General features: G+C 73.7%; 17 protein-coding genes. 7 read left to right on the forward strand and 10 right to left on the reverse strand.

Annotated elements, in window-relative coordinates; translation table 11 throughout:
- Positions 1 to 84: 84 nt before the first annotated feature.
- Positions 85 to 1209 (reverse strand): multiple monosaccharide ABC transporter substrate-binding protein, encoded by a 1125-nt coding sequence (gene chvE / locus ACVMYR_RS25840; RefSeq protein WP_096761731.1) that lies wholly within the window; start codon positions 1207 to 1209, stop codon positions 85 to 87.
- A gap of 249 nt (positions 1210 to 1458) precedes the next feature.
- Here chvE and ACVMYR_RS25845 point away from each other — a divergent pair, with 249 nt between their 5' ends.
- Positions 1459 to 2487, forward strand: coding sequence for a serine hydrolase (locus tag ACVMYR_RS25845; RefSeq protein ID WP_457122986.1), 1029 nt, complete (start codon positions 1459 to 1461; stop codon positions 2485 to 2487).
- A 46-nt stretch (positions 2488 to 2533) separates the two neighbouring features.
- Here ACVMYR_RS25845 and metH read toward each other — a convergent pair whose 3' ends face one another.
- Positions 2534 to 6178 (reverse strand): methionine synthase, encoded by a 3645-nt coding sequence (metH, locus tag ACVMYR_RS25850; RefSeq protein ID WP_255378747.1) that lies wholly within the window; start codon positions 6176 to 6178, stop codon positions 2534 to 2536.
- 150 nt (positions 6179 to 6328) lie between these two features.
- On the opposite strand from metH, the gene ACVMYR_RS25855 reads away from it, so the two are divergent.
- Positions 6329 to 7198 (forward strand): LLM class F420-dependent oxidoreductase, encoded by an 870-nt coding sequence (locus ACVMYR_RS25855; protein ID WP_457122987.1) that lies wholly within the window; start codon positions 6329 to 6331, stop codon positions 7196 to 7198.
- A 41-nt stretch (positions 7199 to 7239) separates the two neighbouring features.
- Here ACVMYR_RS25855 and ACVMYR_RS25860 read toward each other — a convergent pair whose 3' ends face one another.
- A complete protein-coding gene (locus tag ACVMYR_RS25860) occupies positions 7240 to 8829 on the reverse strand; it encodes a xylulokinase (RefSeq protein WP_457122988.1) in 1590 nt (529 codons plus the stop codon).
- Positions 8830 to 8833: 4 nt separating this feature from the next.
- A complete protein-coding gene (locus ACVMYR_RS25865) occupies positions 8834 to 11101 on the reverse strand; it encodes an aminotransferase class III-fold pyridoxal phosphate-dependent enzyme (protein ID WP_457122989.1) in 2268 nt (755 codons plus the stop codon).
- Positions 11102 to 11242: 141 nt separating this feature from the next.
- Here ACVMYR_RS25865 and ACVMYR_RS25870 point away from each other — a divergent pair, with 141 nt between their 5' ends.
- On the forward strand, positions 11243 to 12409 hold the full coding sequence (locus ACVMYR_RS25870; protein WP_457122990.1) for a PucR family transcriptional regulator: 1167 nt from the start codon (positions 11243 to 11245) through the stop codon (positions 12407 to 12409).
- A gap of 97 nt (positions 12410 to 12506) precedes the next feature.
- On the opposite strand, the gene ACVMYR_RS25875 is transcribed toward ACVMYR_RS25870, so the two are convergent.
- Complete coding sequence (locus ACVMYR_RS25875) at positions 12507 to 13112, reverse strand: TetR/AcrR family transcriptional regulator (RefSeq protein WP_457122991.1); 606 nt, start codon at positions 13110 to 13112, stop codon at positions 12507 to 12509.
- Positions 13113 to 13180: 68 nt separating this feature from the next.
- On the opposite strand from ACVMYR_RS25875, the gene ACVMYR_RS25880 reads away from it, so the two are divergent.
- The gene (locus tag ACVMYR_RS25880) at positions 13181 to 13672 is read left to right on the forward strand and encodes an FBP domain-containing protein (RefSeq protein WP_077940035.1); all 492 of its coding nucleotides are present in this window, start codon (positions 13181 to 13183) and stop codon (positions 13670 to 13672) included.
- 107 nt (positions 13673 to 13779) lie between these two features.
- Here the strand turns inward: ACVMYR_RS25880 and ACVMYR_RS25885 are convergent, their stop codons facing one another.
- Complete coding sequence (locus ACVMYR_RS25885) at positions 13780 to 14250, reverse strand: hypothetical protein (RefSeq protein ID WP_077940036.1); 471 nt, start codon at positions 14248 to 14250, stop codon at positions 13780 to 13782.
- 101 nt (positions 14251 to 14351) lie between these two features.
- On the opposite strand from ACVMYR_RS25885, the gene ACVMYR_RS25890 reads away from it, so the two are divergent.
- Positions 14352 to 15197: an alpha/beta fold hydrolase gene (locus ACVMYR_RS25890; RefSeq protein ID WP_457122992.1), complete on the forward strand. Its 846-nt coding sequence runs from the start codon at positions 14352 to 14354 to the stop codon at positions 15195 to 15197.
- Here the strand turns inward: ACVMYR_RS25890 and crcB are convergent.
- From crcB to ACVMYR_RS25905, 3 genes are all read right to left on the reverse strand, one after another.
- Positions 15194 to 15556 (reverse strand): fluoride efflux transporter CrcB, encoded by a 363-nt coding sequence (gene crcB / locus ACVMYR_RS25895; RefSeq protein ID WP_457122993.1) that lies wholly within the window; start codon positions 15554 to 15556, stop codon positions 15194 to 15196. The two genes, ACVMYR_RS25890 and crcB, sit on opposite strands and share 4 nt — an antisense overlap.
- Positions 15553 to 16092, reverse strand: coding sequence for a CrcB family protein (locus ACVMYR_RS25900; RefSeq protein ID WP_396788428.1), 540 nt, complete (start codon positions 16090 to 16092; stop codon positions 15553 to 15555). The genes crcB and ACVMYR_RS25900 overlap by 4 nt, the downstream gene beginning before the upstream one ends.
- Before the next feature lie 156 nt (positions 16093 to 16248).
- The gene (locus tag ACVMYR_RS25905) at positions 16249 to 16941 is read right to left on the reverse strand and encodes a class I SAM-dependent methyltransferase (RefSeq protein ID WP_228986265.1); all 693 of its coding nucleotides are present in this window, start codon (positions 16939 to 16941) and stop codon (positions 16249 to 16251) included.
- Positions 16942 to 17288: 347 nt separating this feature from the next.
- Here ACVMYR_RS25905 and ACVMYR_RS25910 point away from each other — a divergent pair, with 347 nt between their 5' ends.
- Both ACVMYR_RS25910 and ACVMYR_RS25915 read left to right on the forward strand, forming a co-directional pair.
- Entirely contained in the window at positions 17289 to 17723 is a 435-nt protein-coding gene (locus tag ACVMYR_RS25910) for a DUF6766 family protein (RefSeq protein WP_431894633.1), read from the forward strand.
- 87 nt (positions 17724 to 17810) lie between these two features.
- Positions 17811 to 18779 carry a zinc-binding dehydrogenase gene (locus ACVMYR_RS25915; RefSeq protein ID WP_457122994.1) on the forward strand — a complete coding sequence of 323 codons (969 nt, stop codon included), beginning with the start codon at positions 17811 to 17813 and terminating at the stop codon, positions 18777 to 18779.
- Positions 18780 to 18860: 81 nt separating this feature from the next.
- Here ACVMYR_RS25915 and ACVMYR_RS25920 read toward each other — a convergent pair whose 3' ends face one another.
- The gene (locus ACVMYR_RS25920; RefSeq protein ID WP_457122995.1) at positions 18861 to 19973 is read right to left on the reverse strand and encodes a hypothetical protein; all 1113 of its coding nucleotides are present in this window, start codon (positions 19971 to 19973) and stop codon (positions 18861 to 18863) included.
- Positions 19974 to 20127 lie beyond the last annotated feature (154 nt).

The raw sequence follows: 20127 nt of genomic DNA on the forward strand, positions 1-20127 counted from the left end.
GCTGTTCGGGTCGTCGGGTGGCGTCGCCGGCCGGGCCGGCGTCCGTCGGGCCCGGGCGACCGCCCGGGCCCGACGGAGACCGGGCTACTTCTTGGCCTGCCCGGCCGCGACCTCCTCGGCCGTCCAGTAGCCGGAGTCGACGAGGACGGACTTGATGTCGTCCTTGAAGACGGTCTGGATCGGCAGCAGGTACGCCGGGACGACCTTGACCTTGTTGTTGTAGGTGGTGGTGTCGTTGGCCTGCGGCTGCTTCTCCTGCAGGAACGCCTCGGCGGCGATGACGGCCTGCTCGGCCAGCAGCCGGGTGTCCTTGAAGACGGTGGAGCTCTGCACGCCGTCGTTGATGAGCTTGATCGAGGCGATCTCGGCGTCCTGGCCGGTCACCACCGGCAGCTTCTTGTTGCCCTTGCCGTAGCCGGCGTTCTGCAGGGCGGTGATGATGCCCCGGGAGATCCCGTCGTACGGCGACAGCACGCCGTCCACCTTGGACCCGTCGTTGTAGCTCGACGTCAGCAGGTCCTCCATCCGCGTCTGGGCGACCCCCTGCTGCCAGCGCAGGGTGGCGGCCTGCTCGATCTTCGTCTGGCCGGACTTCACCTTCAGCGCGCCGTTGTCGAAGAACGGCTTGAGGGTGTCCATCGCTCCGCCGAAGAAGTACTGCGTGTTGTTGTCGTCGAGCGAGCCGGCGAACAGCTCGATGGTGAACGGGCCGGTCGCCGTGCCCTTGGAGCCGTCCTTGTTCTGCAGGCCGAGGCCGACGAGCAGCGCGGTGGCCTGGGCGACGCCGACCTTGTAGTTGTCGAAGCTGACGTAGAAGTCGACGTTGGGGCTGCCGAGGATGAGCCGGTCGTAGGAGATGACCGGGATCTTGGCCTGGGCGGCGGCCTGGAGCTGGCCGGTGAGGGCCGTGCCGTCGATCGCCGCGATGATCAGGACGTCCGCGCCCTGCGTGATCATCTGGTCGATCTGCTGCGACTGGGTGGGGATGTCGTCCCCGGCGTACTGCAGGTCGACCTTGTAGCCCTTGGCCTGCAGCTTCTCCTTCACCGAGTTGCCGTCTGCGATCCACCGCTCCGAGGTCTGCGTCGGCATCGAGACGCCGATGGTCAGGTCGGTGGGCTTCTTGTCGGCGGTGTCGCCGCCTCCGCCGGCCCCCTCGCCGCTGCACGCCGCGATGCTGAGCGCCAGCACGGCGCTGCCGAGTGCCATCAAGAATCTTCTGGACACAGGCTTCCCTCCCAGGACCTCGTGCCGAAAGTGCGGAGCGCGTCCACGCCCCGGTCAGTGTTAGCGCTCACATCCGTCTTGGTCAACATGTTTCGGGAAATGCCGGGGTCACGTTCTCGTAACAGCTCTGACCACTTCGGACCGGGATCTCTCGGCGCAGTCCCGACCTGCCGGGACGCCGTCCGATCGACACGTCTGAGACCATCGTGGCCGACCACTGGGGAGGTTCACATGACCAGCAACGTCACCCGTCGGGCCGCGATCGGGCTGGGCGCGGCCGCCGCCGCGCTCGCCGCCACCGGCGGACCCGCCGCCGCCGAGGGCCGGGCACCGGCCGTCCCGGCTCCGGGGATCCGCACCCGCAGCAGAGCCGAGGTGATCCGCCAGACCTATCTGCAGCAGAAGGCCGCGGCCGGTGGCGTGTGGCACTCACACATCGCGATGGTCGACGGCTCCGGCGCGCTCGCCACGGTCGTGGCCGACGACGCCGACCGCGTCACGCACGGCTACAGCGTGCAGAAGCTCGCCGTCGCCGTCGCGGTGATGGACAAGATCGATCGCGGGCAGCTGCAGCTGGACCAGCGGCTCGACCTGACCGCCGACATCATCCTCGGCGGCAGCGGCATCTACTTCCTGCAGACCGTCTGGGGCGACCAGGTCACCGTCGCCAACTTCCTCACCGCGATGCTGCTCGTCTCCGACAACACGGCGGTGCGGATGTGCGGCCGGGTGGTGCCGGCGCTGGAGATCAACGACATCCTCGCCGCGAAGGGATTCACCCACACCCGTGTCGAGCCCGTCGCCAACCCGAACCGGTTCTACCTCGGCGTCACCACGCCCCGCGAGACCCACGACCTGCTGTGGCGGCTGGCCAACAAGACCATCGTGAGCCCCCGGTCCGCCGACTTCCTGCTCGGCATCCTCCGCTGGATCAACGGCTACCACGACGGCATCCGGCACACCATGTCCTCGGCCGAGCGCAGCCGGGTCGCCACCAAGTACGGCGCCGACTACGACGACCTGGGCGCGGCCCGGCACGAGGCCGGCATCATGTTCGACCCGGCGGGCGCGCCCACCCTGACGTACGCGCTGTTCGCCGACTCCCTCGGCGACCTGGACAACTACGGGTCGACCCACCCGGCGGTGCGGGCGCACGCGGTCCTCGGCCGGACCATGTTCGACGCGATCTGCACCACCACCAACCGCACCGCCCGCGCCCGGCACCACGTCCCGCCGTTCCGCCCGGTCAACGGCGGCTGACCCCGCGCCGGCCGGGCCCGCCGCCGCGCGGGCCCGGCCGCGCCGGTCACGGCTCGTAGGCGAGGTTCGGGCGCAGCCAGCGCTCGACCTCGGCGAGGGCGACGCGACGCCGCGCCGCGTAGTCCTCGGCCTGGTCGCGGCCGATCCGTCCGACCGTGAAGTACCGCGAGTCGGGGTGCGCGAAGATCAGCCCGCTGACGGCGGCCGCAGGCGTCATCGCGTACGACTCCGTCAGGTCGATGCCCAGCGTCTGCGCGCCGAGCAGGTCGAACAGGTCCCGCTTCTCGCTGTGGTCCGGGCTGGCCGGGTAGCCCAGCGCGGGCCGGATGCCCCGGAACCGCTCGGCGTGCAGGTCCGCCAGCGCCGGGGCGGCGTCGGGCTCGAACCAGTCGCGGCGGGCCCGCAGGTGCAGGTGCTCGGCGAACGCCTCGGCGAGCCGGTCGGCCAGCGCCTTGACCATGATGGCGCGGTAGTCGTCGTGCTCGGCCTCGTAGCGGGCGGCCAGCTCCTCCGCGCCGTGCACCGCCACCGCGAAGCCGCCCAGGTGGTCGCCGGCCGGCGCGACGTAGTCGGCGAGGCACCGGTTGGCCCGGCCGGCGGGCTTGGCGGTCTGCTGCCGCAGCATCGGCAGGCGCACCCCGGCGTCATCGAGGACGATGTCGTCGCCCTCGGCGTGCGCCGTCCAGAAGCCGTACGCGCCCCGGGCGCGCAGCGACCCGTCGGCGATGATCGCGTCCAGCAGGGTGTTGGCGTCGTCGTACAGCTCGCGGGCGACGGGCTGGTCGAGGATCGCCGGGAACTTGCCCTTCAGCTCCCATGCCAGGAACAGGAACTGCCAGTCGATCATCTCGCGCAGCTCGGTGAGGGACGGCTCGACGACGCGTACGCCGGTGAACGCGGGCACCGGCAGGTCGGCGAAGTCGACCCGCTCGCGGTTGGCGCGGGCCTCGGCGAGGGTGAGCAGCGGCTGGGCGTGCCGGTTGGCGTGCTGCTCGCGCAGCCGCTCCTGCTCGGCCCGGTTGGCCGTGTCGAGGGTCTGCGCCCGGTCGGCGTCGAGCAGGTCGGAGACCACGCCGACGACCCGGGACGCGTCGAGCACGTGGACCGTCGGCCCCTCGTACGCGGGGGCGATGCGCACCGCCGTGTGCTGCCGGGACGTGGTCGCGCCGCCGATGAGCAGCGGCACCCGCAGGCCCCGGCGCTGCATCTCGCCCGCGACGGCGACCATCTCGTCCAGCGACGGCGTGATCAGCCCCGACAGGCCGATCGCGTCGGCCCCCTCGGCCACGGCGGTGTCCAGGATCCGCGCGGCCGGCACCATCACGCCCAGGTCGACGACCTCGTAGTTGTTGCAGCCGAGGACGACGCCGACGATGTTCTTGCCGATGTCGTGCACGTCGCCCTTGACGGTGGCGAGGACGACCTTGCCCTGGCCGTGCCCGGCGGCCCGCTCCTTGGTCATGTACGGCTCGAGGTAGGCCACCGACCGCTTCATCACCCGGGCGCTCTTGACCACCTGCGGCAGGAACATCTTGCCCGCGCCGAACAGGTCGCCGACGACCTTCATGCCGTCCATCAGCGGGCCCTCGATGACGTCGAGGGGCCGGTCGAACAGCAGCCGGGCCTCCTCGGTGTCGGCCTCGACGTGGTCGACGATGCCGTGCACCAGCGCGTGCGTGAGCCGCTCGGCGACGGGCGCGGCCCGCCAGGACAGGTCGACCTCCCGCTTGGTGCCCGACCCGGTGACCGTGGACGCGAAGGTGACCAGCCGGTCGGTGGCGTCGGGCCGGCGGTCGAAGATGACGTCCTCGACGAGTTCGAGGAGGTCCGCCGGGATGTTCTCGTAGACGCTGAGCTGGCCGGCGTTGACGATGCCCATGTCCAGCCCGGCCCGCACGGCGTGGAACAGGAACGCCGAGTGCATCGCCTCGCGCACCACGTCGTTGCCCCGGAACGCGAACGACAGGTTCGAGATGCCGCCGCTGGTGCGCGCGCCGGGGCAGCGGGCCTTGATCAGCGGCAGGGCGTCGATGAACGCCTTCGCGTAGCCGTTGTGCTCGGCGATGCCGGTGGCCACGGCCAGCACGTTCGGGTCGAAGATGATGTCCTCGGGGGCGAAGCCGGCCTTGCCCACCAGCAGGTCGTACGCCCGCCCGCAGATCTGGACCTTGCGCTCGGTGGTGTCGGCCTGGCCCTGCTCGTCGAAGGCCATCACCACGACGCCCGCGCCGTAGTCGCGGATCGTCCGGGCCTGGGCGAGGAACGGCTCCTCGCCCTCCTTCAGGCTGATCGAGTTGACCACGCCCTTGCCCTGCACGCACTTCAGGCCGGCTTCGAGCACGCTCCACCGGGAGCTGTCGATCATGATGGGGATCCGGGCCACCTCGGGCTCGGTGGCGATCAGGTTGAGGAACGTGGTCATCGCCCGCTCGCTGTCGAGCAGGTCGGCGTCCATGTTGACGTCCAGCAGGTTCGCGCCGCCGCGCACCTGCTCGACGGCCACGTCGACCGCGCCCTGGTGGTCGTCGGCCTCGATGAGCCGGCGGAACCGCGCCGAGCCGGTCACGTTGGTGCGCTCGCCGATCATCACGAACCCGGTGTCCGGCCCGATGGTGAACGGCTCCAGACCGCTGAACCGGGTCGCCGGGGTCTCCCGGGCGACCGGCCGTGGCGGCATGCCCCGCACCGCCGCCGCGATCCCGGCGATGTGCGGCGGGGTCGTCCCGCAGCAGCCGCCGACGATGTTGACCAGGCCGTCCCCGGCGAAGCCGCCGAGCAGCGCGCCGATCTCCTCCGGCGTCTGGTCGTAGCCGCCGAACGCGTTGGGCAGCCCGGCGTTGGGGTGCGCGGCGACGTAGGTGCCGGCCAGCCGGGACAGCTCCGCCACGTGCGGGCGCATCTCCGCCGCGCCGAGCGCGCAGTTGACGCCGACGACCAGCGGCTCGGCGTGCGCGATGGAGCGCCAGAACGCCTCCACCGTCTGCCCCGACAGGGTGCGGCCGCTCAGGTCCACCACCGTGACGGAGATCCACAGCGGCAGGTGGGGGGCCGCCTCGCGGGCCGCGGCGATCGCCGCCTTCGCGTTGAGCGTGTCGAAGATCGTCTCCACCAGCAGCAGGTCGACCCCGCCCTCGGCCAGCGCCGCCATCTGCTCCGCGTACGCGGCCTTGACGTCGTCGAACGTGACCGCCCGGTACGCGGGGTCCTCCACCCGTGGCGACAGCGACAGGGTGACGTTGAGCGGGCCGACGGAGCCGGCGACGAACCGCCCGCCCGCCTCGTCCGCGGCCTGCCGGGCGAGCTGCGCGCCGCGCACGTTCATCTCGCGCGCCAGCGCCTCCAGGCCGTAGTCGGCCTGCCCGATGCTCGTGGCCGTGAACGTGTTGGTGGTGGTGATGTCGGCCCCGGCCGCCAGGTATTGCCGGTGCACGTCCAGGATCAGGTCGGGGCGGGTCAGGTTGAGCAGGTCGGGGTCGCCGGTGACGTCGCGGGGATGGTCGTCGCCGATCAGGTCGCCCCGGTAGTCGGCGGGGGAGAGCTTCGCGCCCTGCAGCATCGTGCCCCAGGCGCCGTCGAGCACCACGATGCGCTCGGCCAGCAGCCGCCGTAGCGCCGCAACCGCACCTGAACCGTCGACGGACGAAACCACACCGACCACCCCCGAAGTCTCGGAGGCGCCCTTGGTCCACATGCTCCCAGGTCGAGCGTGGCGGGCCGGGCCCGTCGCAGCGCCTCTCGGCCTGGTAACGGGAGACTACCGGATACCGGCCCAGAACCGTCGAATCGTTCCCACCCAGTGCGACGGCCCGGACGCCACTAGGCTCGACCCGGAGGTGTGGAGATGAAACTCGGGCTGCACTACTGGACGTTCTCGACCCCGGCCGACCCGGCGGCGATCGCGCCGACCCTGGCCGAGACGGCGACCCTCGCCGAGCAGGCGGGGTTCGCGTCCTTCACGGTGATGGACCACTACTTCCAGATGGAGGCCCAGGCCCCGGCCGAGGAGCCGATGCTGGAGGCGTACACGACCCTCGGCTACGTCGCCGCGCTGACCCGGCGGATGACGCTGGGTGTGCTGGTCACCGGCGTCATGTACCGCCACCCGGGGCTGCTCGCCAAGATCGTTACGACGCTGGACGTGCTCTCCGGCGGCCGGGCCCGCCTCGGCATCGGCGCGTCCTGGTACGAGCGGGAACAGCGCGGGCTCGGCGTGCCGGTCGTGCCGGTGGCCGAGCGGTTCGAGCGGCTGGAGGAGACGCTGCGCATCTGCCGGCAGATGTTCGGCGACGACGACGGGCCCTTCGAGGGCCGGCACTACCGGCTGGCCGAGACGCTGAACTCACCGCAGCCGCTGCGCCGCCCGCACCCGCCGATCATGATCGGCGGCGGCGGTGAACGCAAGACGCTGCTGCTGGTCGCCCGCTACGCCGACGCGTGCAACCTGTTCGGCTCCAGCCCCGACGACGTGGCCCACAAGCTGGACGTGCTGCGCGGCCACTGCGCCGCCGAGGGCCGCGACTACGACACCATCGAGAAGACGGCGATCATGATGCGGCCGCCGCTGGCCGACGTCGACGCGTTCGTCGCCGACGTGGCCGCGTACGCCGCGCTCGGGGTGACCGAGGTGCAGGTCATGCCGGACCGGCACCCGGTGGAGTTCACCCGGCGGATCGCCGACGAGGTGCTGCCGAGGCTGGCCGACATCGGCTGACCGACGGGCCGGGCCGCCCGCGCCCGCCAGGCGCGGGCGGTCTACCGGCGCAGCCGCCGGTAGACGGGGGCCAGCCGCTGGTGCAGCTGACGGTAGACGGCGAAGATCTCGTCGTACGTGGCCCGGTGCGCGGGCGTCGGCGTGAACGTCCGGTCGCTGCGCATCAGGCCGGGCAGGTCGGCGAAGTCGACCATCCCGGTGCCGACCGCGCCGATCCAGCCCGCCCCCCGGGCGTTGACCGCCAGGGGGTTCGCGTCGCGCCGGATCTCGACGCCGAGCACGTCGGCGAAGATCTGGCACCACGAGTCCGACAGCGCGCCGCCGCCGGTGATCGCCAGCGAGGTGACCGGCGCGCCGAGGAACCGGTCGACCGCCCGGAACAGCCAGCGGGTGTTGAACGCGACGCCCTCGAAGACCGCCCGCAGCAGGTCGGAGCGGTTGGTGTCCAGCGAGATGTTGAGGAACGCCGCGCGCAGGTGCGGGTCGTCGACCGGGGCGCGTTCGCCGTAGAGCCACGGGGTGTAGATGACGCCGTTCGCGCCCGGCGGCACCGTCGGGATGATCCGGTCGAACGCGTCGAAGATCGTGCCCTCGTCCCGGCTGACGTGCCCGGCGCTCAGCAGCGGGTCGTCGTACTCGACGACCTTGTCGCGCAGCCACGTCAGGTTCGCCCCGGCGGTGGCCTGCAACGCGGTCATCAGGTAGCGGTCGGGGATGGCGCACGGCACGGAGGCGATCCCGGCGACCACGTCGGTCTTCTTCGCCGGCACGTGCGCGGCGACCCACGACGAGGTGCCGAGATACAGGTGCGGCTCGTTGTCGCCGGTCGTGCCCGCCCCGATCGCGGCGGCCGTGTTGTCGATGGCGCCGGCGACCACCCGCACCGACTCCGGCAGGCCCAGGTGCGCGGCGGCGGCCGGCGACAGCGTGCCGATCACGTCGGTGCAGGCGACGACCGGCGGCAGCTTGTCCCGGTCGATGCCGCAGTCGGCGACCAGGGCGGGGGAGTAGCGGACGTCGCCCGGCCGCCGGTTGTCGGTCACCCACGAGGTGAGGATCGAGTCGACGGTGGCCACCGTCCGCCCGGTCAGCTTCAGGTTGATCCAGTCGAGCACGTTGAGGAACGACGCGGTGCGCGCGTACACCTGCGGCATCTCGTCGCGGACCAGCAGCATGTGCGCCGCCGGGTCCTTGCCGGTCGGCGACGGCATGCCGCCGGTGAGCCGCAGCCAGCGCGCGATCCGACGCACCGACATCCCGTGGTACGCGGGGAAGCCGCCGAACTGGCGGCGCAGGTTCGCCGCGCCCCGCATGTCCAGCCAGCTGATGCACGCCGTCAGCGGCTCCCCGGCCGCGTCGACGGCGATGGTCCCCTCGCCCTGGGTGGAGGCGCACACCACGGTGACCGCGCGCAGGTGCTCGGGGTGGGCCCGGCCCAGGTCGGCGGCGACCTGCCCGAGCGCGTCCCACCAGGCGCGCGGATCCTGCTCGGCGCCGCCGCCGGGCAGCACCCGCAGCGGCACGGCCCGCTCGGCCCAGCCGGTGACGGTGCCGTCGGCGGCGACCAGGGCCGCCTTCATCCCCGAGGTGCCCAGGTCGATCGCGAGCACCTGCGGTGCCGTGCCTGCCACCGGCTCAGACTCCTTCGACCAGCGCGAACACCTGGTCGAACCGCGCGAGCGCGTCGTCGATGACCTCGTCGGTGTCGGCCATCGAGGTGTACATCCGCGAGCCGGCCAGGGTGATGATGCCGTGCGCAGCGTACGCCGCGCCCATCTGCTCCATCAGCCGCTTGCGGGCCTTGTTCTCCTTGAGCAGCTTCACCGGGTGGCGCATGTCCAGCAGCATGACGCCGCTGCACTCCAGGTGCACGATCGAGCCCTGGTTGTAGGCGACGTACGGCAGGCCGTAGCGGTCGATGAGCCGCTGCAGTCCCCGGGTGAGCCGGTCGCCGGCCCGCCCGGCGATCACCGGCGCGTTCGTGCGGGCCATCTCCTCGATGGCGAAGTAGCCGGCCGCGCAGGACAGCGGGTTCGCCGACAGGGTCCCGCCGACCTGGATGTGCGCGCCGCTCTTGCCGTCCAGGCCGGAGCCGAAGACCGCCATCACGTCGGCGCGACCGCCGACGCCGCCGGCCATCGGGTACCCGCCGGAGACCGCCTTGCCCAGCACCGTCAGGTCGGGGGTGACGCCGAAGTAGCCGGCCGCGCCGCCCAGGCCGAGGCGGAACCCGGTGACCACCTCGTCGAAGATCAGCAGCGCGCCGAACTCGTCGCAGAGCTGGCGTACCTTGGCGTTGAAGTCGCGCGGCACCGGCCGGGTGCCGGACTCCGGGCCGACGGGCTCGACCACGACGGCGGCCGTGCCGCCCCGCAGCCGGTTCTCGATCAGCTTGCGCCGCAGCTGCCCCAGGTCGTGCGGGAACGCCTCCCGGGTGCGGCTGGTCGCGCCGAACGGGATGCCCTTGGCGTTCATCCGGTAGGTGCCGGGCACCCGCAGGCCGTAGACCATCGTGTCGGACCAGCCGTGGTACGCGCCGCCGACCTTGATCACCATCTTCTTGCCGGTGAACGCCCGCGCCCCGCGCACGGCGGCCATCACCGCCTCGGTGCCCGAGCCGAGCGCCCGGTACATCTCCACGTGCGGCAGGTACCGGTGGATGATCTCGGCGAGCTTCAGCTCGTACTCGTGGAACAGGCCGGTGACCGGCCCGGACGCCCGCACCACCTCCGCGACCCGCTCGTTGACCGGCCCGTAGTTGCTGCCCAGGATCGTCGGGCCGCCGGCCTGCAGGAAGTCGATGTAGGTGTTGCCGTCGCGGTCGACCAGGTGCGCGCCCTCGGCCCGCTCGATGGCGAGGGGGAACGGGTAGTTGAACGCCAGGTTGTGCTGGACGCCGCCGGGGATGCGCCGCTTCGCCCGGTCGGTGATCTCCCTGCTGGCCCGGCACTTGGTGTCGTAGTAGTTGAGCACGTCGAGCAGCGCGTCGTGGCGCAGCCCGCGGATCGGCTGGGCGACCAGCGCCTTCAGCCGGCGCAGCACGTCGTCGACGTCGGGATACTCGCTGATCGCGTACCCGAGCCGGGCCGCCTCGCCGCCTTCCGTCTTCCCCTCGGTGGGCGCGGTGAGCTTTCCCTCGATGGGCGCGGCGAGCGCGGCGGCCGTCGCGTCGGCGCTGGGCGGCTCCTCGTCGGCGGGCACCCGCAGCGGCGGCACCGCCTCGGTGATCTGCGCGGCGATCCGCTTCTCGTCGGCGCGCAGCTTGCCGAAGGCGACCTCGCGGATGGCCGTCGGGATCGTGTAGACCTTCCCGGTCTCGGTGGTCAGCGCCAGCAGGTAGGCGATCGACACCTTCTCCAGCAGCGCCATGTTGAACACCGCCCGGTCCGGGTCGGTGCCGAGGGCCACGATCCCGTGGTTGGCGATGATGAACGCGTTGTCGCCGCCGGCGACCTTCTTCTGCACGTTGCGCGCCAGGAACCCGGTGCCCGACGGGGCGTAGTCGACGATGGCGACCCGCTTGCCGAGGAAGCGCACCTGCTCGTCGGTCAGCGCCGGGATCGGCCGGCGCAGGAAGGCCAGCGCCGAGGCGTACGGCTGGTGGGTGTGCACGATCGCGTTGACGTCCGGCCGCTGCCGGTAGATGTTGGCGTGCATCCCGCACTCGATCGACGGCGCGAGTCCCGTGCCGGAGCCGTCGGGCACGTGCTTGCCGGCGAAGTCGACGATGCAGACGTCCTCGACGCGCATCCGGTCGTAGTCGTAGTTGCTGGGGGTGACCGCGTACAGCTCGTGGCCGGGGACGCGGACCGACACGTTGCCCTCCGTGGCCTTGAGGTAGCCGCGGGCGAGCATGGTGCGGCACATGTCGACGACGTGCTGGCGGGACGTACGGTGCTCCACGGCGCTCTCCTCGGTCGGGCCACGGCGGATCGGCGGGGGTGCCCGTCGCGGTCCATCGTCGCCGGGCGGCCGACGCGGAGCACCGTCCCGCCGGACGCGAGAATCGGGCCCTCGATTGTCACTGCGTGACAAAATCGCGGGATGACCGCCCCCGCCACGCCCTGGCAGCGGCTCCCCGCCGACCTGTCCGCCGCGATGCGACCCCACCTGCCCGCCACCGTCGGGGCGGTCGCCGCGGCGGTCACCGAGGCCACCCCGGCCTTCGCCGCCATCTCCGACGCCAAGTTCGCCCGGGACATGCGCACCGCCGTGCAGGTCGCCTTCGAGCGCTTCGTCGACCTCGTCGGCACCGCCGAGCCCGCCCTGCCGCCGCGCGTGCGGGACGTGTTCGTGGCGCTCGGCGCGGGCGAGGCGCGCGAGGACCGCGGGCCGGAGGCGCTGCTGGCGGCGCAACGGACGGCGGCGCGGCTGATGCTGCGCACCGCGTCGGAGTCGCTGGCCCGGCTGCGCCCCGTCGACACCGCGGAGCTGATCGACCTGTCCGACGCGATCACCGCGTACGTCGACGAGTTGGCCGCCGCGAGCACCGACGGCTACGCCCTGCAACTGCGCGAGCAGGCCGGGGAGGGCGACCGGCGGCGCCGGCAGCTCGCCGAGCTGCTGCTGCGCGGCGACGGCCTGCCCGCCGCCGTCGGGGCCGCCGCCGCCCGGATCGGCTGGCCGCACCTCGACGAGGTGGTGCCGGTGCTGCTTCCGCTGGAGCAGGCCCGCGACGCCCGGTTCCGCTACGGCGCGGACGGCCTCGTGGTCGAACGCGGACGCGACGCCGTGCTGCTGCTGCGGGCCGGCCCGCGCTCCGCCCGACCGCAGCTCGCCGAGGCCCTCGCGGGGCGCGGGGCGGTGGTGGGGCCGGCCCTGGGCTGGGCGCAGGTGCCGGCGGCCCTCCGGCTCGCCGAGCTGACCGCCGGACCGACCGGGGCCGACCCGGGGCCGGTCTTCGTCGACGACCACCTGATCGCGCTGACCCTACGCGGGGAGGCCGGCGCGCTGGCCGTGCTCACCGCTCGCCGGCTGGCGCCCCTGGCGCACCTGCGCCCGGCGCAGCGGGAGAGCCTGCTGGCCACCCTGCACAGCTGGCTGCGGCACTGGGGTTCGCGCGCCGAGGTGGCCACGGAGCTGTACGTGCACCCGCAGACCGTCAGCTACCGCATCCGACGCCTGCGCGAGCTGTACGGCGACGACCTGACCGACCCGACCGCCCGCACGGAACTCCTCCTGGTCCTGGCCGCCCGCCCCACCCCACCCTGACCCACCAGCCCTTGCCCCGCCCCGCCCGCGTCGCCCCGCGTCGGTGATCAAGAGGAAAGTGTCAAGGGTGATCTCGACGGTGACGCAAACCTCTTGATCACCGGGGTGTGGGCGGGGGTGGGGCGGGGCGGGGGTCGGGCGGGGGCCAGGTGTGTAGGAGGGCGTCGAGGGCGTCCAGGATGCGGGTCCAGGTCTCCTGCGTGTCGGGGGCGCTGTGGTCGAACCCGCCTGCCAGCTCCAGGCTGACGTAGCCGTGGAAGACGCTGCCCAGCAGGCGCACGGCGTGCGTCTGGTCGGGCTCGGTCAGGTCGTACCCGCGCAGGATCGACCGGATCATCCGCGCGTGCCGGACGCCGGCGCTGGCGGCGGCCGTGGCCGGGTCGAGCCGGAGCTGGGCGGCGGCGTAGCGGCCCGGGTGCTCCCGGGCGTAGTCGCGGTAGACGTTCGCCAGGGCGGTCAGCGCGTCCTTGCCGGACCGCCCGGCCAGGGCGTCGGCGGCGCGGGTGGCGAGCTCGTCGAGGGCGAGCAGGGCGATCCGGGTCCGGAGGTCCTGGGAGTTTCGCAGGTGCGAGTAGAGGCTGGCGACCGTGACGCCGAACCGCCTGGCGACCGCCGAGACGGTCACCTGCTCGAAGCCGACCTCGTCGGCCAGCTCGGCCCCGGCCAGGGTCAGGCGTTCTGCGGTGAGTCCGGCGCGGACCATGGTCCTCCTCGTTGCTTAAACTCATTAAGCGTTTGCCTAAAGATTTTAGGCAGCCTAGCGTGCCGGCCATGGAGCCACTGACCGAACAACAGATCCGCGCCGCGTTCGTCAACTGCACCAAGGGCGAGTCGAAGCGCCTCTCCGTGCCGCGTGACCTGGCCGAACGCCCCTGGAGCGACCTGGACTACCTCGGCTGGCGGGACCCGCAGGCCCCGGACCGCGCCTACCTCGCCACCGCCCTCGACGGCCGCCCGACGGCCCTCGCACTGCGCTGCCCCAGCCCCACCGCCGCGCAGCGACCGCGCGGCATGTGCTCGATCTGCCTCACCACCCCGGCCGGCGGCGTCTCTCTCATGGTCGCGCGCCGGGCGGGCAAGCCCGGACAGCAGGGCAACACCGTGGGCACGTACATCTGCAGCGACCTCGCCTGTTCCCTGTACGTGCGCGGCAGGAAGGACGCGGGGCCCGGCGCACGCCTCCAGGAGTCGATCACTTTGGAGGAGAAGATCCAGCGGACCGTGGCCCACCTCGCCGCGTTCGTCGCCAAGGTGACCGCGTGACCGGGCGACCGGCGTGATCCGCGCCGGCAGCGGGGCGACCACTCGACCGCACTCCGGCGAGCCGTGACATCGGGCGGGAAAAGCCCGGACGACGCTGCCCCAGGCCGTCAGGGGATCGAGAAGAGACGGTCAGCGGGGTCGACGGTGGCGGGCAGCGTCGCGCCAGGCACGAGGGCTGGGTCGACGGGGTGGTTCACGTCCGCCTCGAACGGGGCGAACCCGGGCCCGCTGATGCGCAGGCGGAGCGTCAGCCCGGGGTCTTCTCCGTCCACGCGGTCCGCCACGGTGAGAACCTCCGCCGTCGCGGCGACGCCCGCGGCGGACAGTTGACGCGCGTCGCGTCGCGACCGGGCGACCACCCGCAAGCCGAAGACACCGAAGCCGACGCAGACAATCGTCATGAACACGTCACCGGCGAGCATGCCCCAGAAGTCCTTGGGCGACGGTGGCGGGTCCATCGTCAGGCCGGCGACGAGCAGGGCCGGCCCGGGCAGGCAGATGGCGAGGAACACCAGCCGGCACAACAGCGCGCCGATCGGACCGATGCGGGCTTCGGCTTGCCGGGGCGTGCTCGTCACCTGCTCATCCTAGTTGGTCTCCCGCGCCATGATCGCCCCCGACCGAACCGTAGGCCGGTAACCCAGTGGACGGTGAACCGGCCATCCGGGAGGGTGGGGTTGTGGAACACGAGATCACCGTCGCGCCCGGCGTCCGGCTGTGGGCCGAGGAACGCGGCGACCCGCGCGCACGGGCACTGCTGCTCGTCATGGGTGCGAACGCCTCGGGCCTGACCTGGCCGGAAGCCCTCCTGGACGCGCTGGCCCGCCGGCACCGGGTCGTGCGTTACGACCACCGCGACACCGGGCGGTCGACGTGGTCCTTCGACGAGGACCCCTACCCGCTCACCGCGCTCGCCGCCGACGCCGTACGGGTCCTCGACGCCCTGGGGATCGACCGTGCCCACGTGGTCGGCATGTCGCTGGGCGGCACGCTGACGCAACTGCTGCTGCTCGACCACCCGGAGCGCGTGGCGACGGCCACCCTCATCGGCACCACCCCCCTCGACGGTGGCCCGGCCGACGGGCCCGGGATCGCCCCCGAGCTGCTGGCGCTGTGGGAGACCATGCTCGAACCACGGGACCGCGACGCCGAACTGGCCTGGCGCGTGCGGCACTGGCGCGTCCTCAACGGCGGCGAGTCGCCCTTCGACGCCGAGGAGTTCCGGCGTCGGGAGGAGCGCATCATGGCGCACGCGGGGCGGCACGAGAACCCGGCCGCGCACGCCCGCGCGGACCAGGGTGGCCTCGACCGCGCCGGCGAGCTGGCGGCGGTCACCACCCCCGTCCTCGTGGTCGACTCCCCGGCCGACCCGGTCGCCGGCACCGCCTCCGCGCGGCACCTCGCGACGCTGCTGGGCAACGCCCGGCTCGTCACCGTCCCCGGGCTCGGCCACGCCCTGCCGGAGGTGATCGCGCCCCGGCTGGCCGAGGTGATCCTCGACCACACGACCTCCCCCGGGAGCTAGCCGACCAGCGCGCGGGTCGCCGCGTAACCCAGCGTCGCCGCGCCCAGCCCGGCGGCGACGCTGGTCAGCGCGTTCACCAGCGCGAGCAGGCGGGAGCCGTCGCGGGCCAGGCGCAGCGTCTCGTACCCGAAGGTGGAGTAGGTGGTGAGCGCGCCGCAGAAGCCGGTGCCGAGCAGCGCGTTCACCGCCGGACCCACCGGCGCGGCGACCAGGGCGCCGAGCACCAGCGAGCCGACCACGTTCACGGTCAGGGTGCCCCAGGGGAACGGCGAGGCGTGCCGGGACTGCACGGCCCGGTCGGTGAGGTAACGCAGCGGCGCCCCGACGGCCGCGCCGAGGGCGATCAGCAGGACCGTCACGACGGCCCGCCGTCGGCCCGTGCCCCGTCGGCGCCCGGGCGCCCCGTCGCCGTCTCGCCCTCTCGCGCGCCGGTCGCGCGGCCGAGCAGCCGGCCGGCGGCGGCGTCGCCGACCCAGACCGCGGCGACCGCCCCCAGCAGGGTGGCGGCGAGGTACGCCAGCGCGGTGCCCGCCGCACCGGCGGCCGCAGCCTGCCGCACGTCCACCACGTACGTGGAGAAGGTGGTGTAGCCGCCGAGCACGCCCACGCCCAGGAACGGTCGGGTGAGCGGCGGGACGCGGCCGGTGGTGACCACCGCCATCAGGGCGCCGATCAGCAGGCATCCGGACACGTTGACGCCGAACGTCGCCCAGCCGAACCCGGTCGGCGGGTGTGGGAACGCCGCCTGGACGCCCGCCCGGGCGAGCGCGCCGAGCACGCCCCCGGCCGCGATGACGCCGAGCACGACCGCCGGGTGGGCGCGCAGTTCACCCCGGTCGGCCGGCACCCGCAGGTCGACGTCGGGGTCGACCCGGCGCGGGGTCGGTTCTGTCACCCTCGCCCTCCCGCCAGCCGCCTGGGCGTACGAGCGCGAGCCTACCCCCGCCGCCCCGCCGGAGGGCCCCTTGATCGTCTGCGGGAAACGGAGAGTGCGGCCGGCGTGTCGTCTCCTTTCCGCGCAGACGATCAAGGGGCGGCGCGGGGTGGCGCGTCAGTGCAGGGCGGCCACCGCCGCGTCCGCGCCGCCCCGCCACAGCGTGCCGGCCTCGGTGAAGCCGGCGGCGGTCAGCGCGCCGAGGTGCCAGGAGACCGGCGGGTTCCACTCGGGGCTGTGCCCGGTCGGGTAGATCTCGTGGCGGCGCCGCACCAGCGGACCCAGCACCGGGTCGGCGCCGGCCCGCGCCCACCAGTCGGACCAGGACAGGGCCGCGCCCGCGGCGTACCGGGCGGCGCGTCGCTCCCGGGCGCGGGCCGTCAACCGGTCGGTCAGCGTCGGCAGCGCGTCGTCGGGCATCCGGTCGGCGTTGACGAACAGCCCGCCCGGGCGCAGCAGGTCGCGCAGCTCGCCGTAGAGCTCGGTGAGGCGGTCGGCGGGCAGCCAGTGCAGGGCGGTGGCGGTGAGCACGGCGTCGTAGTCGCGGTGCGGCAGCCGGCCGGGCCAGTCGGGACGGGCCAGGTCGGCGGCGAGCACGACGGCCCGGTCGCCCAGCGACGCGCGGGCCAGGGCGAGCAGGGCCGGGTCGAGGTCGACCAGGGTGACCCGGGCCCGGGGGAAGCGGGCCAGGGCGCGCAGCGTGATCGTGCCGGTGCCACCGGCGAGGTCGAGCAGACGGGGCGAGTCCGTGTCGACCACGGCCTCGACGGCGTCGAGCATGGCGGCGAGGCGTTCCTCCCGGTCCGGCATGAACCCCTCCTGCTGCCGGTCCCAGCTCTCCTGCCAGGCCGCCGCCGTCGCGGCGAGCCCGGAAACGGCGGGGTCGGGGTCGGCGGGGTCGGAGACGGCGAGGTCGGCGGAACCCGCGGTGATCGTCGCGGGGCGCCCGGCGGCCGCCTCGCCCACACCCTCGCTGATGTAAGGAGTCATGCGCATCAGGCTAGTTACGCCCTCAGTCGACGTCCAGACCTTGTTGCCAACTACTGGCAACAAGGGGGGAGTGTCGTTCGCGGTCTCCGTCCCTGTTCAGCACGGTTTCGACCGGGTCGGGGCGGGGCACATCACGGGTGAGATCGACTATCGAGAGGGGGATCGTGATGGCGGAGACCAGCACACCGACCGGCACGCGCCCGTCCGTCAGCGCCGACACCGGGGGTGGCCGCAGTCGCGGCCCGGCGGCCGGCCCACCGTTCCGTAAGCCGCGATGGCCCAGGGCGTACGCCTTCGCGCTGGTCACCGGCGCGCTCTTCCTCTTCTCGTGGGTCGGCCAGTTCCTCTTCCAGCTCGTCGTGCAGCGCAACGAGGCGAGCCAGCACGGCCAGGCGTTCGCCTGGTCCGAGTTCCTGCCGCAGTTCTTCGCGAGCACCTTCGAGAACTGGCAGTCGGAGTTCCTCCAGTTGATCTGGCAGGCCGCCGGGCTGGCCCTCTTCTACTACTGGGGCTCGTCCCAGTCGCGGGAATCCGACGACCGGATCGAGGCCAAGCTGGACGCGCTGCTGCGCGAACGCAACCTGGACCCGGAGAACCCGTGACCCGGCCCACCCCGCGCGCCGGTTGACCTCAACCCCGCTTCACCTCCGACGCTGTGCGCACACGGTCGAGCGACACAGAGGTGCGGGATGCGAGTGGTCGAGGTGGCCCGGTTCGGCGGGCCGGAGGTGCTGACCCTGACGGAGGACCCCGACCCGTCGCCCGGGCCGGGCGAGGTGGTCGTCGAGACGGCGTACGCCAACGTGCTCTGGATCGACACGGCGATCCGCGCGGGCCGGGCCGGGCAGTGGTTCCCGGTCCGGCCCCCGTACCGCCCCGGGTCGGGGGTTTCCGGCACGGTGAGCGCGGTGGGGCCCGGCGTCGATCCGGCCTGGGCCGGCCGGCGGGTGGTCGCCCGGACCGGAGCGGTCGGCGGCTACCTGGACCGGGCCCCGGTGCCGGTCGACAACGTCCTCGCCGTGCCTGCGGCGGTGTCGCTGCGGGACGCCGCGGCCCTGCTCACCGACGGCGCCACCGCGTTCGCCGTGCTCGACCTGGCCGGCGTGCGCCCCGGCGACCGGGTGCTGGTCACCGCCGCCGCCGGGGGAGCGGGCGCGCTGCTGGTCCAGGCGGCGCGGGCCGCGGGGGCCCGGGTGGTCGCGGCGGCCCGGGGGACGGCCAAGGGGGACGCGCTGCGTCGCCTCGGCGTCACCGACGTCGTGGACTACTCCGCCCCGGACTGGACCGACCGGGTACGCGCCGTCCTCGGCGGCGTCGACGTGCTCCTCGACGGTGCCGGCGGCGCGTACGGCCGGGCCGCGCACGACCTGGTGGCAGCGGGCGGACGGGTCTGCGCGTACGGCGCGCCGGCCGGCGGCTTCGCCGTCCCCGAACCCGCCTCGGCCCGCGCCCGGGGCATCGCGGTCACCGACATCGGGGCCCTGCAGGCGGCCGGGCCGCAGACCAGGCGGGCGCACCTGCTGGCCGCCCTGGACGCCGTCGCGGCCGGCCGGGTGACGCCGCTGGTGGGGCGGACGTTCCCGCTGGACCGCGCCGCCGACGCGCACCGCGCCGTCGAGGACCGGGCGGCGGTCGGCAAGACCCTGCTCACCCCGTGAGCGGGACCGCCGGGCGAGCCGCCGCGCTGCCCCCGCGTCCCGCCCGGCCGGGCGGGACGGGCGCGGCCAGCGGCGGCCGGGTCACCGCCTGCCGAGCGGGACCGCCTGGGCCGGGACCGCCGGCGTCGGCGCCGCCGGGATCGGCGCGGGCCCACCGGGGCGGGCGGCCAGGCCGCCGAGCAGGGCACCCAGCAGTGCGGCGAGGACGACGACGCCGCCGGTCACCTCCGGCGTCCAGCGGACCCCGGCGGCCAGGGCGAGGCCGGTCAGGTGCCCGGCGACCAGCAGCCCGCCGAGCAGCGCCCCGGCCAGCGGCAGCCGCAGCGGCGCGGCCGGGCCGCGTACCGCGTCGAGCCGCCAGAGCAGCGCGTCGGCGAGGGCCGCCCCGCCCAGTGCCCCCAGCGCGGCCCACGTCTGCGTCGTCGGGAACTCGTGCATCACCAGGTCGTACAGCGCCACCCCGGCGACCAGGGCGGCGCCCGTCCCGACGGTCGCGTGCCGCCGGTGGACCAGCAGGAACGGTCCGACCAGCAGCAGCGTCGTGAGCAGGTACGCGTCGACGCCGAGCACCGCCTGCTGCTGGGCGCCCAGGCCGATCGTCCGGGTCGGCGCGAGGGTGAGGAACGCCGACGCGTAGGTGAGCAGGATCGACGGTGCCATCGCGCCGAGCACGAGCGACGCGACGCCCGTGACCGATCGCGCGCCGCCCTCGCCGCCGGCCCACCACGAACGCAGGGGACTGGTCACCAGCAGCACCGCAGAGGCGTCGAGCAGCAGGTGGCTCGGGCTGAACGCGGCGTCGAGGCCGACCTCCACTCCCAGCGTCTCGTGCCAGGCCAGGTCGGCCAGCCCGGCGAGCAGGAAGGTCACCGCCGCGATCGCACCCACCCGGTAGCCGGCGGGCCAGCCGTCCCGCCACCACCGGGGCGCGCCGCCGCGCCGCCGGTACGCCAGCCAGAACGTCCACGCCGCCGTGGCGACGAAGCCCGCGTAGAGCAGCCCGTGCCACGGGGTGAAGAAGCCCTCGATGGTCTCGATGATGTTGGTGTGCGCCCAGCCGTCGGACATCGCCCCGGCGGTGAGCACCGCGCCGAACAGGACGGTGACGAGGTCCTCCCGGCGGGTGGCGGGTGGCACACCGGGGGAGGTGACTGCGGACGGTGAGGTGTCGTGGCGGACTCCGCTGCTGGTCATCGGCGGTCCTCTCGGGAGAAGGCAACTCAGCGTCATTGTGCGGCTCCCGTGGGCGACGGCCCGGGATCGGCGGCCGTTCGCGTCGGGCGCGTCGCGCCACCGTCCACATTTTGGGACGCTGGCGCGTCGGCAGCGGCCCGCCGCCCGGACTCGC

This window comes from Micromonospora sp. PTRAS2 (assembly GCF_054052245.1).

Bases quoted from the DNA above. Each gene is read 5' to 3' on its own strand.
- chvE (WP_096761731.1), bottom strand. From the start codon at position 1,209: ATGGCACTCGGCAGCGCCGTGCTGGCGCTCAGCATCGCGGCGTGCAGC.
- ACVMYR_RS25845 (WP_457122986.1), top strand. From the start codon at position 1,459: ATGACCAGCAACGTCACCCGTCGGGCCGCGATCGGGCTGGGCGCGGCC.
- metH (WP_255378747.1), bottom strand. From the start codon at position 6,178: ATGTGGACCAAGGGCGCCTCCGAGACTTCGGGGGTGGTCGGTGTGGTT.
- ACVMYR_RS25855 (WP_457122987.1), top strand. From the start codon at position 6,329: ATGAAACTCGGGCTGCACTACTGGACGTTCTCGACCCCGGCCGACCCG.
- ACVMYR_RS25870 (WP_457122990.1), top strand. From the start codon at position 11,243: ATGACCGCCCCCGCCACGCCCTGGCAGCGGCTCCCCGCCGACCTGTCC.
- ACVMYR_RS25875 (WP_457122991.1), bottom strand. From the start codon at position 13,112: ATGGTCCGCGCCGGACTCACCGCAGAACGCCTGACCCTGGCCGGGGCC.
- ACVMYR_RS25880 (WP_077940035.1), top strand. From the start codon at position 13,181: ATGGAGCCACTGACCGAACAACAGATCCGCGCCGCGTTCGTCAACTGC.
- ACVMYR_RS25905 (WP_228986265.1), bottom strand. From the start codon at position 16,941: ATGCCGGACCGGGAGGAACGCCTCGCCGCCATGCTCGACGCCGTCGAG.
- ACVMYR_RS25910 (WP_431894633.1), top strand. From the start codon at position 17,289: ATGGCGGAGACCAGCACACCGACCGGCACGCGCCCGTCCGTCAGCGCC.
- ACVMYR_RS25915 (WP_457122994.1), top strand. From the start codon at position 17,811: ATGCGAGTGGTCGAGGTGGCCCGGTTCGGCGGGCCGGAGGTGCTGACC.
- ACVMYR_RS25920 (WP_457122995.1), bottom strand. From the start codon at position 19,973: ATGACCAGCAGCGGAGTCCGCCACGACACCTCACCGTCCGCAGTCACC.